Source organism: Streptomyces phaeochromogenes, assembly GCF_001418655.1.
Taxonomy (GTDB): domain Bacteria; phylum Actinomycetota; class Actinomycetes; order Streptomycetales; family Streptomycetaceae; genus Streptomyces; species Streptomyces phaeochromogenes.
The window spans coordinates 46,044-62,127 of sequence record NZ_LIQZ01000054.1; the positions used below are offsets into that span (position 1 = coordinate 46,044).

The window sequence follows — 16,084 nt, forward strand, 5'->3', positions numbered from 1 at the left end:
TCTCTTACTATTGGGTTACCGTGCCCAGGGATTCGATATACGCAGAAATCGATGCCACCGTCGGATTGAGAAACATCTGATCGACCGGAACTTCAACGCCCAACTCCTCGATGAAAGCCCCTTGGATATTCGCCAGAATCACAGACTGGCCGCCCAGGGAGAAGAAGTCGTCGTCGATCGATATGTCATCACGCTGGAGTTCTCGGCGCCAGATGGCGAGCACCCCGTCGACAATCATCACAGTCCTCTCGTTTGTCATCAAGGTCCGTCGACTATGCCGTCGTTGCACTGCCGGCGCATTGGTTCCTGAACTCGTCGGCCAGCGCCGCACGGTCCGCTTTCCCATGCGGGCTCAACGGAATCCGCGGGATATTGACGAACCTGGCCGGGACCATGTTCCGCGGCAGCGACTCGAGGAGACGGGTGCGCACGTCCTTCTCGGCGAGATCGTCGCCCGCCGGGACCATGAACGCGATCAGCTCGGTCTCGCCGGAGTCGGTGTGGCCGACCACCACGACGGCCTGCCGCACCCCGCCCAGCCTGCCGAGCGCGCGCTCGATGTCGGTGGGGTCGATACGCATGCCCCGCACCTTCACCTGCGCGTCCATCCGGCCGGCGACGACAAGGTCACCGGCCTCATTCACATGGCCGCGGTCGCCCGTGCGGTACAGCCGGCGCGGCACACCGTCGACCACGACCGTCGTGAACCGCTCGGACTCGGGACCCGTGCCGCCCGGATAGCCCGCGCCGACGCTGGTCCCGGAGATGCAGATCTCCCCGTACTCCCCCGCCCCGACACCGCGCATCCGCTCGTCGAGGATGTGGATGTCGGTGTTGTGGGCCGGCCTGCCGACCGGTGCGATGTCGTGTTCCCCGGGCCGGTAGTCGGCGAGATCGTACGACGTCGCGACGTCCGTGCACTCTGCGACGCCGTACTGGTGCAGAAGCGTGCAGGTGTTTCCCTCACGCCGGGCCCAGCCCGTAAGCCGTTCGACCTGCAGGGGTTCGCCGCCGAACAGCATGTAGTCGAGCCGGGTGAGCGCGTCGCCGCCCCGCGCGGTCTCCCAGTCCACCAGCAGGTACAGCGTGCTGGAGGCGCAGTTCACCACACGTATCTCGTGCTGGGTCAGCATGCGATAGGCCATCGCCGCGTCGAAGTTCCGGCTCGCCATCAGGTACTGGGTGGCACCGCAGAACAACGGCATCATCAGGCTGCGTTGGGAAAGGTCGAACCCGAACGCGCTGACGACCAGATTGTGCGATCCGGCATGCAGGCCGTACTCGAGCGTCAGCCAGTTCAAAAGGTTGAACCAGCCCTCGTGCCGCACCTCGGTCACCTTCGGCATACCGGTCGACCCGGACGTGAAGACCGCGTAGCACACGTCGTCCCCGGTGACCGGGACGTCAGGTCCGGTCACCGGGAGACCTGCCAGGTGACCGGACAACTGCCCCAGATCGATGACCTCGACGACCGCCGACTCGACCAGCCCGGCCGTCGCCGGGGAGGCCACGATCAAGACGAGATCGGGGACCTGCCCCAACAGCAGCTGGAGCCGGGCCGCAGGATAGGACGGGTCGAACGGTACGTAGGCGGCACCCGCTTTCAGCGTCCCGAGGATGGCGACGACCATGTCGATCGAGTAGTCGAGGCAGACGCCGACCTTCGTACCTCGGCCGTGTCCGCGCGCGGTGAGGAAGTGCGCAAACCGGTTGGCCTGCGCGTTCAGTTGTGAGTAGGTCATCTGCTGCCCGGCGCAGAAGACGGCGACGGCGTCGGGGGTGGCGCCCGCATGCCCCTCGAACTGCTTGTGGACGACGGGCGGCGAGGGCAGGGCGACCCGTTTTCCCTGGAGGATCATCAACTGACTCCGATGTGACGGGTGTCCGATCGGGCAAGTAGCCGGCGCACCACGGGAACGGGGCTGTTCGGCGCCTCTGGGTGCGCGCCTCTAGGCGGTGCACCGATCGGCGGCGTCCAGCACCTGGGTCACCCACTTGTCGACGGGCAGACCGTGCGCGGGGGCCGCTTTCGAGTAGTAGTCCCGTTGGCCGACCGACGGCTCGATGGTGAGGGTGGTCACCCTCCGCCGAGGCTTGTCGGCGACCACCAACCCGGCCGGTGTGGCACCTCTCGCTCGTCGTTACCGCTGCTCGTGGGGATGTCGATCTGCCGGGGCTGCTCGGCCGGGCCGGCGCGAACCGCCCTGCGCACTTCGTTACGCGACCACATCTGCTGTTCGGCTTTGCGCAGCCAGTAGTCCTGCTCCGGAGGCGACAAGCGGGCCTCCTCGGCGTGGTGGGCGAAGCTGAGGCTGTCCCGCCTGCGGTGGCGCTCGAACCGCCGGGCGACCCAGGCGTGGTTGCGCAGAGTCTGGTGGCCGAGCCCTGTTCTCTCGATCGCCTCCCGGTGGCGCCGCAACCCGTAGGTGGTCACTCCGAAGATCAACCAGTCGACGAGCCACCACGCCGAGGAGTTCGTGAACTCGCCCAGACCGGCCCCGATCCGCTCCCAGGACCGCTCCGACAGGTCCTGTGGGACGACCATCCCTCTCTTCTGCACCTGCGCTTGATTCCCCACGAGGGGCAGAACCGGATCGCGCTGCGCGGCCTCAGCACGGGTGCTCATCAGCCCCGTCTCGCGACTGCTCACGGTCCTCACAGAACGCCCCCACAACCTTCGTTCGCATCAACATCTCCGCGGAATCAGACCGGCGTTCAGTCCGCGGCCATGGCCTCCCGCAGGCTCTTCGGGCGCAGGTCGGTCCAGTTCTGCTCGACGTACTCCAGGCACTCGGCCCTGTCCGCCTCGCCGAAGACCACTCGCCAGCCCTCGGGCACCTCGGCGAATGCGGGCCATAGGGAGTGCTGGTCCTCGTCGTTGACCACGACGTAGAAGCGGCCGTTCTCGTCATCGAAGGGGTTCGGGCTCACTGCCACCGTCCTTATCCGTCACGGAGTGACTCGGGATGGGAAAACGGGATGACTCAAGATAGGGAATCGTCAGGGCCGGGCGAGTTCACCGACGTTGTCCTGTCGACGGGACACCCGGCATCCGCAGTCAGCTTGGGAGACTGAAGCCACCGTACGGGAACGTAAGACTCGACCGTCAATGCCACAAGGGCGGCAGAATGGCTGAACTCCCGGTCGCCCGCCCGAGCCTGTAGCCCACTGCGGTTCTGTGCCACCATGGCCGAGCGGTAACCCGTGAATGGGCCTGCTCGAATTCGGGTTCAGCCAATCTCCTCACGCCGAGGCGATCGAGAGCGCGCGCAGTCAATTTGCACGACGACAGAATGCTCATCGACGAACCTGCGACTGGTGATCAATGGCATTGAAGTCAGAATCCGAGTACGCGACAGACCCGGACAGCGACACACGACGGTCGCTGCTGCGCCACATGCTGGTGGCAAGAGGAATCGACGAGGAGGCCCGTCAGCTCCACAAGCAGGGCGCGCTCGATCTCTGGCCGTCCTGCCAGGGGCAGGAGGCCGCGCAGGTGGGCTCCGCGCTCGCCGTGGGCCCGGCCCCGACCGTCTTTCCCAGTTACCGCGAGCACGCGGTCGCCCTGCTGCGTGGTGTGACACCGGACGAACTGTTCGCGCAGTGGGCCGGCCGCACGTTCTGCGGATGGGACCCGCGCCGAGTGCGGTTCTTCCCCTACACGATGGTCCTGGCCGCACAGACGCTGCACGCTGTCGGCTACTCGATCGGACAGCGACTGCAGGGGCTGGAGGACTTCGTCGTCGTGTACATAGGCGACGGCGCCACCAGCGAGGGCGACATGTCGGAGGCGATGAACCTCGCCGCCGTGGAGTCGGCGGCCGTGCTGTTCGTCTGCCAGAACAACGGCTGGGCCATCTCGAAACCGGCCGAGGAGCAGATGCGCACCTCGGTGGCCGAGCGGGCCCGGGGTTTCGGGATCGAGTCCGTCCGGGTCCCGGGCCAGGACCCGGAAACGGTCTACTCGTCCTGCTCCCGGGCCGCCGCCCATGTCCGCGGGGAGCGGGCGCCCTACCTCGTCGAGATCCAAGTGGGCCGCATCCACGGTCATTCCACCTCCGACGCCCAGGAGGTGTACCGCACCCCCGACGACATCGCGCAGACCCGGGCTGCGGACCCCGTGCCCGCCTACGCGGCCCGGCTGAGCGGCCTGGGCCTGGTGGACACCGCGTGGTTCGACGCCGTCGACGAGGAAGTGCGGGAGTTGCGCGAGCGGTTGACCAAGGAGTACGTGTGATGAGCACCGTACGGTCCGCCAGTCTGGCGGAGTCGATCAACACAGCCTTGGCCGACCTGCTCGAACAGGAACCGAGGCTGCTGCTGCTCGGCGAGGACATCGGACGCCTGGGCGGAGTGTTCCGGGTGACCCGAGGACTGCAGGAGCGCTTCGGCAAGGACCGGGTGCGCGACGCGCTGCTCGCCGAGTCCACCATCGTCGGCCAGGCCGTCGGCATGGCGATGAGCGGACTGGTGCCGGTCTGTGAGATCCAGTTCGACGGGTTCACCTATCCCGCGGTGAACCAGCTGGTGACCCAGGCGGCCCGGATCGGCGGCCGGTGGAACGGACAGGTCAGCCCGAGCCTGGTGGTGCGGATCCCGACCGGCGGCGGGTTCCGGGGCGTCGAGCACCACAGCGAGTCCAACGAGGCGCTCTTCGCCCGCCTCCCGGGAATCTCGGTGGCGTGCCCCTCCACCGGAGAGGACGCCGACCAGATCCTGCGGTACGCGGTGACACTCGGCTCGCCCGTGGTGATGTACGAGCCGATCCGCCTGTACTGGCAGCGGAACACCCCCGCCCGGGCCCCCGAGCCGGCGCGGTCGCCGACCGCGGCACGGGTGGTGCGGCGGGGCACCGACCTGACGATCGCCACGTACGGCGCGATCACCCACGAAGTGCTGGAAGCGGCACACGCTCTCGACCCCGATGTCGACGTCGAGGTGGTGGACCTGCGCTGGGTGGCCCCGCTCGACATGGACACGGTCCTCCGGTCCGTCGCCCGCACCGGCCGACTGCTGATCGTGCACGAGGGGTCGAAGGACGTCGGCATCGGTGCCGAGATCGCCGCGGCAGTGGCCGAGCGGGGCTTCGACGCGCTCCGGGGACCGGTCCGCCGACTGGCGCCCGACCGCCGTCCCTATCCCCCGGCGGATTTCGAGAAGGGCTACCTGATCGGTGTGCAGGCGATCAAGGACGAGGTGCTGGTGATGACGAAGTGAGCGACTCCCCCGTGGACATGCACGTTCCCGGCTTCGGCCACGGCCTCGGCGAGGCCCTGCTCATCGAGTGGGTCGCCGGCGTCGGCGACCGGGTCGAGCGGGGAGACGCCATCGCGGTCGTCGAGACCGACAAGGCCAGCACGGAGATCGTGGCGGAGCGCGAAGGACGGGTCACGGCCCACTGCGCGACGGCCGGCGAGATCCTCAAGTCCGGTGAGCTCCTGTACCGGTTGACCGCCGACTAGCCTCCGCGCGCACCCGGGCCCCGACGAGCCAGTCACTTGAACGGAGAAACGGAGAGGGAACATGAGCGACATCGAAAGCCGTATCGCGGACACCATGCTGGCCAAACTGCGCGAGTACGACCCCTCGTTGGGCCCGGACGACCTCACCCGGCCGATCGCCGACCTCGACCTCGACTCCCTCGACCTGGTCGAACTGCACCAGCGACTGGAGCGCGAGCTCCAGGTCAAGGGCGACCTGAAGGAGACCGCGGGCTTCGCGTTCCTGGACGACTTCAGCGCCTACTTCATGAAGCTGGCGAGCCGGGGATGAGCGCGGGCATCGTCGACATCGCCGCCGCGAAGCCGGGCCGGACGATCGACAACGACCACTTCGCGTCGATCGGTCTCACCGACGAGTGGATCCGGCGCCGCAGCGGCATCGGCGCCCGCTCCTGGCTGCCGGACGAGACCCCGCTGGCGGAGGTGGCGGCGGAGGCGTGCGCGCCGGTCGTCACCAGGATGGACGCCTCGTCCTCGATCGACGCACTGATCCTCGTCAGCACTTCGGTGCGGCAGCGCATCCCGGGTATCGCGCAGAAGGTGGCCCAACTCGCCGGGCTGCGACCCTCTGTGCTGACCTTCGACATGAACGCGGCCTGCTGCGGCTTCGTCTACGGGCTGGTGACGGGGCTCTCGCTCTGCGAGGCCGGACAGGCCCGGTCGGTCCTGGTCTGCTCGGTGGAGGCCATGTCCCGGCTGGTGGACCGCACGGACCGGCAGACGGCGTGCCTCTTCGGCGACGGCTCCGCGGCCGTCCTGCTGGAGGACCGCGAAGAGTTCGCGGGCTTCTGCCAGGTCGCCGGCTGCGACGGCTCCCAAGAGGGGCTCATGCGGGAGACCGACGCGGGCGGCATCCATCTCGACGGGATACAGGTGTACGACCGTGCCGTGCGCCGGATGTCGGAGTCGGCGCAGTACCTCTTCGACCACGGCCCCGCGCCGACCGTCGTGATCGGCCACCAGGCGAACAGCCGCATCCTGGAACAGGTCCGCAGGTTCACCGGCCATCTCGGCGTGCCCTTCGTGAACCGTATCGAGAGCTCCGGGAACACGTCGTCCGCCTCGATCCCGCTGGCCTTCGCCGCGGAACTGGACGCCGGTTCCCTCCCCGCCGCGGGACGGCTCGGGGCTGTGGCCTACGGCGCCGGTGAGGCGTGGGGCGGTGTCTCGGTGGACTACCGGGTGCCGAGGGTCACGGCCCCCTGACCGCATCGGACGCCGGGAACGTACTCGATCACAGGAGGTTGTCATCCACTCACCAGAAGCCTGGGTCCTGCGCTCCGGTGCGATGACCGGCCGGCACTACGGCGGGGTCGGAGGCGCGCTGCGACGTGAGCGGTTCACCTTCGGCCCGCTGGAGGAGGGTGAGGCGCTGGTGGAGCCGATCCTCGGCTCCTGGGAGGCCAACATGGACCACGCGCTGGCCCGTTCACCGATCGACGTGTGCAGCAGCCGCGGTGAGGACATGGTGGTCCTCGGCAATCTGGGCGTGGTCCGCGTACTCGACGTGAACGCTGGCAGCCGAGATGTCCGGGTCCGGGAAGGGGACCTGTGTCTGCTCCTGCCGTTCGGCAGGCTCGACCGCTTCGACTACGCCGAACTCGCCTACGCCTACGACTGCCCCGGCACCATCGGCCTGCTGACCAAGCGCTCGAAGATGGACGTACGTCTGCTCCTTCCGGTCCCGGACGGCACGGCGTACTCGCTGCCTCAGTGGGCCACGTACGGGCGGTACTTCACCGCATGGGACAACTGGCAGAAGGCGTACGGGTGTTGGCGGACGCAGGTGGCCGATGACGATCCGGCGGACCACCTGGTGTTCGGGTGGGGCGGCGGCGTGGCCTTCGCCGAGCTGACGCTGGCCAAGCGGGCCGGCTTCCGGGTGGCGATGGCGGCGGGCTCGGACGAACGTGTCGCCTTCCTGCAGGAGAACGGCATCACTCCGGTGGACCGCCGCCGGTTCCCCGGCCTCTCGCTGCCCAACCGGCAGGAACGAGCGGACAGGGACTGGCACCAGCGACGCCGGGCGTCGGTCGAGGACTTCCACGGGCTCGTCAACGAACTCAGCGACGGCCATGGAGTCGCCATCTTCGTGGACAACATCGGCGAGCCCCTGTACGACGTCACCTTGGCCGCCCTGGCCCGCGAGGGGGTCGTCACCACGTGCGGCTGGAAGGCGGGGATGCGCCTGTCGCAGTTGCGAGGGGCCGAGTGCATCAGCCGGCACATCCACGTGAACACGCACGTGTGGCGGCTACCTGACTCACCTGGCATCCGGGACTTCCAGGAAGCCGAGGGCTGGATCGCGCCGAAAGGGTCGGACATGATCTACGACTTCGACCGGGTACCCGACCTGGCCGACGACTACGCGAACGGCAGGATCGGGTCGTACTTCCCGATGTACCGCGTGAACCCGCTCTGACCGGCCCCAACGGGGTGAAGTCAGGGCCCCGGTGGTCCTAGCACCTCGCACTGGGCGCTCTGCATGAGCCCCTCTCGCGACCCAGAGGACTCGAGAACCAGAGGAATGGAGGGAAACGTCGTGGGACACACCGACATGGACACGGACGTCGTGATCGCGGGCGCCGGGCCGACAGGCCTGATGCTCGCCTGCGAGCTGCGGCTGGCGGGCGTCGACGTGATGGTGGTCGAGCAACTCGCGCAGCGGACGGGCGAGTCACGAGCCGGCGGGATACACTCCCGCACCCTGGAGGTGCTGGACCAGCGCGGAATCCTGGATCGCTTCCTGGCGGCCGGCGAACTGACGCCGGTGGGCCACTTCTCCGGACTCTGGCTGGACTTCGACGGGTTCGAGTCCAGGCACGCCCTCCCCCTCATGATCCTTCAGTCCACCATCGAGCGGCTGCTTGAGGAGTGGGCTGCCGAGCTCGGTGTGCGGATGCGCTGGTCGTCCGAGGTGAGGGGGATCCGCCAGGACGAGGACGGCGTGACGGTCGAACTGGGGACGGCGGAGGCCGCGCCTGCGACACTGCGCGCCCGCTACGCCGTGGGCTGCGACGGCGGGCGCAGCACGGTCAGGAAGCTCTCGGGCATCGACTTCCCCGGCACCCCGGCGACGATGACCGCGCTGCTCGGAGACGTCGAACTCCCCGAGCTGCCCGAGGAGTTCATCTTCATGCGGCGCTGCCAGGGCGGCCACTACTCGGCCCTCGCCCTGGAGCCGGGCTGGTACCGGGTGATCACGTCCGAGTACGACCACGTCGCGGACCGCGATGACTCCGCGACGTTCGAGCAGCTCCGCGAGTCGCTGATCAGGCTCGCCGGCACCGACTTCGGCATGCACAGCCCCAGATGGATCTCCAGGTTCGGCGACGCCGCACGGCAGGCCGCTCGGTACCGGGAGGGCCGGGTGCTCCTCGCGGGCGACGCGGCGCACATCCACTACCCGGCCGGCGGGCAAGGGCTGAACATAGGGGTGCAGGATGCGGTGAACCTCGGCTGGAAGCTCGCTTCGGTGGTGCGCGGCAAGGCGCCGGAGAGCCTGCTGGACAGCTACCACACCGAACGCCACCCCGTCGGGGAACGCCTTCTGCACAACACCCGGGCGCAGTCGGCCCTGGCCCGTCCCGGCGCGCAGATGGACGCGCTGCGCGAGGTGTTCGGCTCGCTCATCGCGTTCGACGACGTCAACCGCTATCTGCGCGGCATGATCACCGCACTGGACGTCCGGTACCCGGCCGACAGCGACCATCCGCTTGCGGGCCGCCGGGTCCCCGACGCCGATCTCAAGACGCCTGACGCCGCCACCCGCATCTACGAACTGCTGCACCCCGCCCGCCCCGTGCTGCTCGACCTGCGCGGCAACGACGAGGTGGCGGCCGCCGCCGAGGGCTGGGCCGATCGTGTCGACCTCGTCGAGGCCCGAAGCGAGGACGACCACTGGCCCGTCCCTACCATCGGCGAGATCCCCGCTCCCGCCGCGCTCCTCATCCGCCCCGACGGCCATGTCGCCTGGGCGTCCGCCGCCGGCGGTGCGCCCGACACCTCCGCGCTCCGCACCGCCCTCGCCACCTGGTTCGGCCCAGCCCTAAAGCGATGAGACACCGACCGAAACGACCGGTGCACCAGACGCTGTTGGTCAGCTTCAGGCGCTCGTGCGACAGCGGCCGTCAGGACTCGGCTGTGGTCTTCAAGGCCACCGTTGTCCTGTGGGGCGCGCGGACGTCAGTGCAGCCGAGCGGGCCTGGCGAGATCCCGGTGGAGACGATCCGGGGGCGCGGGCCGCGTTCCCGAAGGGAGTTCGGTGGTCAGAGTCCGGGACGAGCCGGGGTCGCTGCTCGATGAACGGAAGTTTTTCCGGAGCCAAGGGACCGCCTGGTGGCGGATGCGGGGCGACAGGTGCCGGACGGCATCCTGGCCGCGGCCAGGGCGAAGGCCTGCTCAAAACGCGAGCTCCGGCCAGGGCCGACTCCATCCACGCGGTGTCGCCGGCCCAACAGCGACATGAAGTCTCCGCCCCAATCAACAGACGCCGGTGATGATATCCGCACGCACCTCACAGGCAGCGATCGATGCAATCGACCTACTGTCCCGTCCACAGGACAGGGCCGTCCGGGCTGAATGACCGTCCCGGAAATCTCGCATTCAAGGTCATGGCATACGACGCATCCACAGAATCGAACCACAGTCCGCAGTTGAGCGAGGAAAGGGGACCCGAGTGCAGCAGAGCAGCAACGGCGGCGGAACCAATCAGAAGCGACGCGCCCGGACACGGCACTACCTCATGTGCGAACCAACGTTCTTCAACGTCTCCTATTCCATAAACCCGTGGATGAACCCTTCACGCCCCACATCCACGGAGCGTGGACTCGCCCAGTGGAAAACGCTGCACGACCTGCTGGCCGAGCTGGGTCACACCGTTGACTTGGTAGAGCCCGTCGCCGGACTGCCGGACATGGTGTATTCCGCCAACGGTGCGACGGTCATAGGCGGCCGTGCGCTGGTCGCCCGTTTCCGTTACGAGCAGCGCGTGGACGAGTCGACGGCATATCTGGACTGGTTCCGGGTGCGCGGCTGGGAAGCGCGACAGGCCGAGTACATCAACGAAGGCGAGGGGGACTTCCTGTACACGGGCGACGTCGTTCTGGCCGGCAGCGGATTCCGCAGTGAGACGAAGACGCACGACGAAATGCGCGAGTTCTTCGGAAAGCCCGTGCTCGGCTTGAAACTGGTCGATGAAAGGTACTACCACCTCGACACAGCAATTGCTGTGCTCGACGCCAACGAGATCATGTACAACCCCGAAGCGTTCTCGCCGCAGAGCAGGGAGCTCCTTGCGGAGCGGTTCCCGGACGCCATCCTCGCGGACGCTTCCGACGCAGCGGTCTTCGGTCTCAACGCCGTGTCCGACGGCCTCCATGTCATCATCCCCCAGCAGGCCGAGCGGCTGCCGGACCAGCTCCGGGAACGTGGTTTCGTACCCATCGGCATCGACATGACCGAACTGCTCAAAGGCGGCGGCGGGGCCAAGTGCTGCACCCTGGAACTCCGTGCGGGCCGGTGAGAAAGGTCCGCACCGGCAGCTGTGAAGGCTCTCGCAGTGATGTTCCAGCGGGTGCCTTCTGTCTGGGCAGGTGTGCAGACCAGTACGCCGGGACCGCTACTGGCGCGAGTCGCACCTTGTGCCATGGGTCTGCGCGGCGTCAAAGAGGGTCTACAGCATCTGCAAGCCCGCCCGATCGTGCGCACCAGGACGCGCATGCCACGTCTGCGGCTTCTCGTCGTACCGTGATCGGACGGGGCCAGCTCACCTGTTCCGCACCACCCGGGATATCGGCCGGCCCGGCGTGCGTCTGTACGTCGATCACCGGCAGGTCCTCCCCCGCAACTCCCCCGCCAGGAGCAGGCGCCGATCATCGCGCACGCAATCAGACTTGGTCCGCCACCACGGGGGGAGTGGCGGACCAAGCCTGAATTCCAAGATGCCACACCCGTCCTCAACGCGCGCGGTCTGAGGGTGAAGTCGCTGCGGGATTGCGCGACTTCGTCGGGCCGAGTGCGCTTTGCTCGGGCCCGGAGCAGCGTGCGCCGGCCTAACCGCGCTCGACTACCGCTGGTCGACGGCACAGTTCAACCACGATGTCGGAGACATTGCCCCAGCGCCGCATGCCCGGTGAACGCTCTCTCTTGGGTTCTTCCTCGCGCTGCGCCTCGGCGAGATCAGGCAGGACATCGAGCGGTATTCGCACCGGCCGTTCCCCACTTTCCCCGGCGGTCGGCTAATCGGTCAGCAACGAGTTCAGCACAGCCCGGAAGCAAGAGAAGCGTCATGAAACGTCGCTCCGACGTCAGGTAAGCGCCAAGACTGCCAGCCGCCACACCCTCGGGCACTTCGATAGAAGGCCAGTGGCTGTATGGACGTACGCGGAAAGTGAGCGAGCGATGGACGAGGGCGAGCGGCGGCGCATCGTTGTCGGAGTGAGTGGTTCGCTGGGGAGCCTGGCGGCCCTTCACCGGGCAGCGGACGAGGCCCGCCGTGCCGATGCCGATCTGCTGGCCGTACTGGCCTGGGAACCGCCCGGCGGTGAGCTCGCCCATCGACGCTCGATGTTCCCGGTGCCGGTGACCGACCCCCGGCAGGAGGCCGGCACAAGGCTGCTAACGGTTCTGGACAGGGCCTTCGGTGAAGCGGGGCCTGGCGCCCGGGCTGTGACCGGTTTCGGCCACGGAGACCCTGCGTTGACGCTCTTCTGACGCTTTCTCAGGTGCCCTTGACGGGAGCTTGACGGCACCGTCCGGCCGCCCGTCAGAGAGGCGCAAATTCTTTGCCGGACAGCGCGGTTCGGGCCTCGGGGCGAGCTAGGTTCCCTACTCGGCCGCCGGAAGGGTCGCAGGCGTCAGTGGCATGACGTGTCTACTCCAAAAGCACATGTCGGATGCTCCCGCAGCACCCGTCGGTTGCTCCTGTGAGAACGCCTTCCGGCGGCCGAGCACGCGTCGGCGTTGTCGTCGTCCTGTCGCCGACGCCCGTGCGCAGCCGTGCGGTGCCGGGCCCCGGCACCGCACGGCCCCGCTGCCACCACCCGCACCGTCCGCTCAACCGGTCGCCGGCGTGCCCCGGTGCGCGTGTGGCCGGTTCCCACCGAGGCATGAAGGTTCCCATGTTTTCCGCCGCTCCCCCACAGGCCCCGCCGCCCCGCCCACAGCGCACCTCACGGCCCGGACCGGAGGGCGGGGCGAAACGCCGCGCACCGAGCGGGCTGTTCGAACCCGCGCAACTGCTGCAGTCCTTCCCGGAAGCACTGCGCAAACTGCACCCACGCGCCCTGGTCAAGAACCCGGTGCTCTTCGTCGTCTCTGTCGGAGCCGTCCTCACCACGCTCTCCGCGCTGCTCCACCCCGCCGTCTTCACCTGGGTCATCGGCTCCTGGCTGTGGCTGACGGTGATCTTCGCGAACCTCGCGGAAGCCGTCGCCGAAGGCCGCGGCAAGGCCCAGGCCGAGTCGCTGCGCAGGGCACGTACGGACACCGTCGCGCTGCGCCTGCGTCACTGGAGCTACGGCATCAACCTGCGGCACGCCGAGACGGAAGCCGTGGCCGCCACCGACCTGAAACCCCTCGACGTCGTACTCGTCGAGGGGGGCGAGCTGATCCCGGCGGACGGCGATGTCATCGACGGCGTGGCCGCGGTCGACGAGTCGGCGGTCACCGGTGAGTCGGCGCCCGTGATCCGCGAGGCGGGCGGTGACCGCAGCGGCGTCACCGGGGGCACGACCGTGTTGTCCGACCGGATCCTGATCCGTGTCAGTGCCCGCCCCGGGCACAGCTTCCTGGACCGGATGATCGCCCTGGTCGAGGGCGCGTCCCGGCAGAAGACGCCGAACGAGATCGCCCTCAACATCCTGCTGGCCGCGCTGACCATCGTCTTCCTCCTGGTCGTCGTCACACTGCAGCCGATGGCCGCGTACGCCGACGCCCCGCAGTCGACGACCGTCCTCGTCGCCCTTCTGGTCACTCTCATCCCGACGACGATCGGCGCGCTGCTGTCCGCGATCGGCATCGCCGGCATGGACCGGCTGGTGCAGCGCAATGTGCTCGCGATGTCCGGCCGCGCGGTCGAGGCGGCCGGTGACGTCAACACGCTGCTGCTCGACAAGACCGGCACCATCACCCTCGGCAACCGCGAGGCCGCCGCGTTCGTTCCCCTGCCCGGCATCGACGAACGGGACCTCGCCCAGGCCGCCCAGTTGTCCTCGCTGGCCGACGAGACACCCGAGGGACGCTCCGTCGTCGTCCTCGCGAAGCAGCGGTACGGGCTGCGCGCGCCGGGTGAGGGCGAGTTGAGCCACGCCCGCTGGGTGGAGTTCAGCGCCCGGACCCGGATGAGCGGCGTCGACCTGCGCTGGGACAACGGGGCCGTGTGCGCCATCCGCAAGGGAGCCGCCCATGAGGTTGTCGAATGGGTGCAGATGTACGGCGGCCAGGTCCCGCCCGAGGCACGGCACTTCGCCGACTCGGTGGCGGCTGATGGCGGCACTCCCCTGCTGGTGGCCGTGCACGACTGGAACGGTCCGCGGGTCCTGGGCCTGATCCACCTGAAGGACGTCGTCAAGGACGGCATCCGCGAACGCTTCGCCGAGCTGCGCCGCATGGGCATCAGGACCGTGATGATCACTGGAGACAACCCGCTCACCGCCCGCGCCATCGCCGAGGAGGCGGGCGTGGACGACTACTTGGCCGAGGCCACCCCGGAGGACAAACTCGCCCTCATCAAGCAGGAGCAGGAGGGCGGCAAGCTCGTCGCGATGACCGGCGACGGTACGAACGACGCGCCCGCGCTCGCACAGGCCGACGTCGGCGTCGCGATGAACACGGGCACCTCGGCCGCGAAGGAGGCCGGGAACATGGTGGACCTGGACTCCAACCCGACGAAACTCATTGAGATCGTGCAGATCGGCAAGCAACTCCTCATCACCCGGGGCGCGTTGACGACGTTCTCCATCACCAACGACGTGGCGAAGTACTTCGCGATCATCCCGGCGATGTTCGCGGGGACCTACCCGGGCCTGGAGTCGCTCAACGTCATGGGCCTGCACAGCCCGACCTCGGCCATCACCTCGGCCATCATCTTCAACGCGCTGATCATCATCGCCCTGATCCCGCTCGCCCTGCGCGGCGTCCGCTACACGCCGTCGTCCGCGCACGACCTGCTGCGCCGCAACCTCATGCTGTACGGCCTCGGCGGGCTCGTCCTCCCCTTCCTCGGGATCAAACTGATCGACCTGCTGATCTCGGGGGTGCCAGGACTTGGCTGAGCCGCGTCCCGTTTCCTGGGCCGTCCCGGTCCGTCAAAGTCACGTATGCGCACGTCAGAACCGCGTCAGGGAACGGGATTCCGGCTTGCCCGGGACGTGCGGGACGGCTTCGATGGGATACGTGAACAGCGCCTGGCTCCTCTTCGACCGGCCGCCGAGTCCCGCTCGGCCGCTCCGTCGTCCGCCGCGCTGCCCGGAACAGGTCGCGTCCGCCTCTGGCTGACCGTTCTTCCGCAGTCACTGGGCGCCGTGATCCCATCCGGCGCCCTTTCCCTTTCCCACCCGCACGACCTCCACCCCCGCCCTGGGGGTGCGCGGCGTGCCCACATCCCCGGATGGACCATGTCTGACTCCGCACCCTCCTCCCGTACCGTCCTCGTCACGGGCGCCACGTCCGGTATCGGTCTGGAGACCGCCCGGCAGCTCGCCGAGCGCGGGACCACCGTGCTCCTGCACGGCCGCACCGCCGAGGAAGCCCGCGCCGCCGCCGACCGGCTTGTTGCCACGGCGGCCATCGACGCGAACCGGCTGTGCACCCTCGCCGCCGACTTCACACACCTCGACGAGGTCGAGGCCATGGCCATGCGGATCGTCGCCGAGCACCCACACCTCGACGTCCTGGTCAACAACGNNCGGCAACGAGATCGCCTTCCAGGTCAACTTCCTCGCCCACTACCTGCTGACCTGCCTGCTGGAACCGTCACTGACCAGCGACCCGGGCGGCCGGGTCGTCAACGTCTCCTCCTCCCTGCACCGCACCGCCTCCATCTCCTGGGCCGACCCGAACCGCGCCCGCCGCTACTCGCGGCTCGCCGCGTACGCCCAGTCACAACTGGCCCTGACGGTGTTCGCCGCCGACCCGCGCGTCACCGCGGTCTCCGTACACCCCGGCGTCTGCGACACCGCGCTCCTGTCGCTCTATGCCCACGAGGGCGTCACCCCCGCAGAAGGCGCCGCCCACGTGGTCCGGCTGTGCGACCCGGCCGTCGAGATCGTCAACGGCGCCTACTACGACCGCGGCGAGCGCGTCGACCCGGCCCCGGCCGCGACCGAGGACCGCACGGTCAAACGTCTCAACAGGCTGGCCGACCTCCTCGTCGGCCGCACCGCTTGAACTCTCCCTCTATGCAACGGAGTTGATGTCCATGTCCAAACGAGCCCACAAGAAGAGGGCCCGCCGGGCCACGCGGATCAGTGCTGGCCGGCCTTGCTGCCGTGGTTCGCCCTCTTCTTCCGGCGGGCCCTCTTCTTGTGGGCTCGTTTGGACATGGACATCAACTCCGTTGCATAGAGGGAGAGTTCAAGCGG

The 16,084-nt window shown here is 68.4% G+C and carries 16 protein-coding genes and 1 pseudogene; 12 read left to right on the plus strand and 5 right to left on the minus strand.

Annotated elements, in window-relative coordinates; genetic code table 11:
• Positions 1-7 precede the first annotated feature (7 nt).
• The 5 genes from AOK17_RS07615 to AOK17_RS07630 all read right to left on the minus strand — a co-directional run bounded on the left by AOK17_RS07615 (position 8) and on the right by AOK17_RS07630 (position 2,931).
• Positions 8-238, minus strand: a complete 231-nt coding sequence (locus AOK17_RS07615; RefSeq protein ID WP_079052854.1) for an acyl carrier protein — start codon at positions 236-238, stop codon at positions 8-10.
• Positions 239-272: 34 nt separating this feature from the next.
• The gene (locus AOK17_RS07620; RefSeq protein ID WP_055611562.1) at positions 273-1,859 is read right to left on the minus strand and encodes an amino acid adenylation domain-containing protein; all 1,587 of its coding nucleotides are present in this window, start codon (positions 1,857-1,859) and stop codon (positions 273-275) included.
• A gap of 90 nt (positions 1,860-1,949) precedes the next feature.
• Positions 1,950-2,081: a hypothetical protein gene (locus AOK17_RS53520; RefSeq protein WP_281198585.1), complete on the minus strand. Its 132-nt coding sequence runs from the start codon at positions 2,079-2,081 to the stop codon at positions 1,950-1,952.
• Positions 2,078-2,545, minus strand: a complete 468-nt coding sequence (locus AOK17_RS07625; protein ID WP_206190703.1) for an LmbU family transcriptional regulator — start codon at positions 2,543-2,545, stop codon at positions 2,078-2,080. The genes AOK17_RS53520 and AOK17_RS07625 overlap by 4 nt, the downstream gene beginning before the upstream one ends.
• A 170-nt stretch (positions 2,546-2,715) precedes the next feature.
• Positions 2,716-2,931 (minus strand): MbtH family protein, encoded by a 216-nt coding sequence (locus AOK17_RS07630; protein WP_055611563.1) that lies wholly within the window; start codon positions 2,929-2,931, stop codon positions 2,716-2,718.
• A 394-nt stretch (positions 2,932-3,325) separates the two neighbouring features.
• On the opposite strand from AOK17_RS07630, the gene AOK17_RS07635 reads away from it, so the two are divergent.
• The 12 genes and pseudogenes from AOK17_RS07635 to AOK17_RS52030 form a co-directional block, all read left to right on the plus strand.
• Positions 3,326-4,237 (plus strand): thiamine pyrophosphate-dependent dehydrogenase E1 component subunit alpha, encoded by a 912-nt coding sequence (locus tag AOK17_RS07635; RefSeq protein WP_245697042.1) that lies wholly within the window; start codon positions 3,326-3,328, stop codon positions 4,235-4,237.
• The gene (locus AOK17_RS07640) at positions 4,237-5,217 is read left to right on the plus strand and encodes an alpha-ketoacid dehydrogenase subunit beta (RefSeq protein WP_055611564.1); all 981 of its coding nucleotides are present in this window, start codon (positions 4,237-4,239) and stop codon (positions 5,215-5,217) included. The genes AOK17_RS07635 and AOK17_RS07640 overlap by 1 nt, the downstream gene beginning before the upstream one ends.
• Positions 5,214-5,462, plus strand: a complete 249-nt coding sequence (locus tag AOK17_RS07645; protein WP_245697043.1) for a lipoyl domain-containing protein — start codon at positions 5,214-5,216, stop codon at positions 5,460-5,462. The genes AOK17_RS07640 and AOK17_RS07645 overlap by 4 nt, the downstream gene beginning before the upstream one ends.
• A gap of 61 nt (positions 5,463-5,523) precedes the next feature.
• On the plus strand, positions 5,524-5,772 hold the full coding sequence (locus AOK17_RS07650) for a phosphopantetheine-binding protein (RefSeq protein WP_055611565.1): 249 nt from the start codon (positions 5,524-5,526) through the stop codon (positions 5,770-5,772).
• Positions 5,769-6,707 (plus strand): ketoacyl-ACP synthase III, encoded by a 939-nt coding sequence (locus tag AOK17_RS07655; RefSeq protein ID WP_055611566.1) that lies wholly within the window; start codon positions 5,769-5,771, stop codon positions 6,705-6,707. The genes AOK17_RS07650 and AOK17_RS07655 overlap by 4 nt, the downstream gene beginning before the upstream one ends.
• A gap of 82 nt (positions 6,708-6,789) precedes the next feature.
• The gene (locus AOK17_RS07660; protein WP_055611567.1) at positions 6,790-7,923 is read left to right on the plus strand and encodes a zinc-binding dehydrogenase; all 1,134 of its coding nucleotides are present in this window, start codon (positions 6,790-6,792) and stop codon (positions 7,921-7,923) included.
• A gap of 135 nt (positions 7,924-8,058) precedes the next feature.
• Complete coding sequence (locus tag AOK17_RS07665; RefSeq protein ID WP_483855176.1) at positions 8,059-9,561, plus strand: FAD-dependent monooxygenase; 1,503 nt, start codon at positions 8,059-8,061, stop codon at positions 9,559-9,561.
• 618 nt (positions 9,562-10,179) lie between these two features.
• Positions 10,180-11,025 carry a dimethylargininase gene (gene ddaH, locus AOK17_RS07670; RefSeq protein ID WP_342671481.1) on the plus strand — a complete coding sequence of 282 codons (846 nt, stop codon included), beginning with the start codon at positions 10,180-10,182 and terminating at the stop codon, positions 11,023-11,025.
• A gap of 878 nt (positions 11,026-11,903) precedes the next feature.
• Positions 11,904-12,215: a universal stress protein gene (locus AOK17_RS07675; RefSeq protein ID WP_079052853.1), complete on the plus strand. Its 312-nt coding sequence runs from the start codon at positions 11,904-11,906 to the stop codon at positions 12,213-12,215.
• A 407-nt stretch (positions 12,216-12,622) separates the two neighbouring features.
• Entirely contained in the window at positions 12,623-14,776 is a 2,154-nt protein-coding gene (gene kdpB / locus AOK17_RS07680) for a potassium-transporting ATPase subunit KdpB (RefSeq protein WP_055611569.1), read from the plus strand.
• Positions 14,777-15,118: 342 nt separating this feature from the next.
• On the plus strand, positions 15,119-15,407 hold a 289-nt coding region (locus tag AOK17_RS52025), incomplete at its 3' end, for an SDR family NAD(P)-dependent oxidoreductase (RefSeq protein ID WP_425424599.1).
• A 2-nt stretch (positions 15,408-15,409) separates the two neighbouring features.
• Positions 15,410-15,890: pseudogene (locus AOK17_RS52030) on the plus strand (Rossmann-fold NAD(P)-binding domain-containing protein); the annotation flags it as partial.
• Positions 15,891-16,084: the final 194 nt, after the last annotated feature.

Coding starts and splice junctions, on each gene's coding strand:
- AOK17_RS07660 (WP_055611567.1), top strand. CDS start 6,790: ATGACCGGCCGGCACTACGGCGGGGTCGGAGGCGCGCTGCGACGTGAG.
- AOK17_RS07665 (WP_483855176.1), top strand. CDS start 8,059: ATGGACACGGACGTCGTGATCGCGGGCGCCGGGCCGACAGGCCTGATG.
- AOK17_RS07625 (WP_206190703.1), bottom strand. CDS start 2,545: ATGGTCGTCCCACAGGACCTGTCGGAGCGGTCCTGGGAGCGGATCGGG.
- AOK17_RS07615 (WP_079052854.1), bottom strand. CDS start 238: ATGATTGTCGACGGGGTGCTCGCCATCTGGCGCCGAGAACTCCAGCGT.
- AOK17_RS07675 (WP_079052853.1), top strand. CDS start 11,904: ATGGACGAGGGCGAGCGGCGGCGCATCGTTGTCGGAGTGAGTGGTTCG.
- AOK17_RS07640 (WP_055611564.1), top strand. CDS start 4,237: ATGAGCACCGTACGGTCCGCCAGTCTGGCGGAGTCGATCAACACAGCC.
- AOK17_RS07620 (WP_055611562.1), bottom strand. CDS start 1,859: ATGATCCTCCAGGGAAAACGGGTCGCCCTGCCCTCGCCGCCCGTCGTC.
- AOK17_RS07635 (WP_245697042.1), top strand. CDS start 3,326: ATGGCATTGAAGTCAGAATCCGAGTACGCGACAGACCCGGACAGCGAC.
- AOK17_RS07655 (WP_055611566.1), top strand. CDS start 5,769: ATGAGCGCGGGCATCGTCGACATCGCCGCCGCGAAGCCGGGCCGGACG.
- kdpB (WP_055611569.1), top strand. CDS start 12,623: ATGTTTTCCGCCGCTCCCCCACAGGCCCCGCCGCCCCGCCCACAGCGC.
- AOK17_RS07650 (WP_055611565.1), top strand. CDS start 5,524: ATGAGCGACATCGAAAGCCGTATCGCGGACACCATGCTGGCCAAACTG.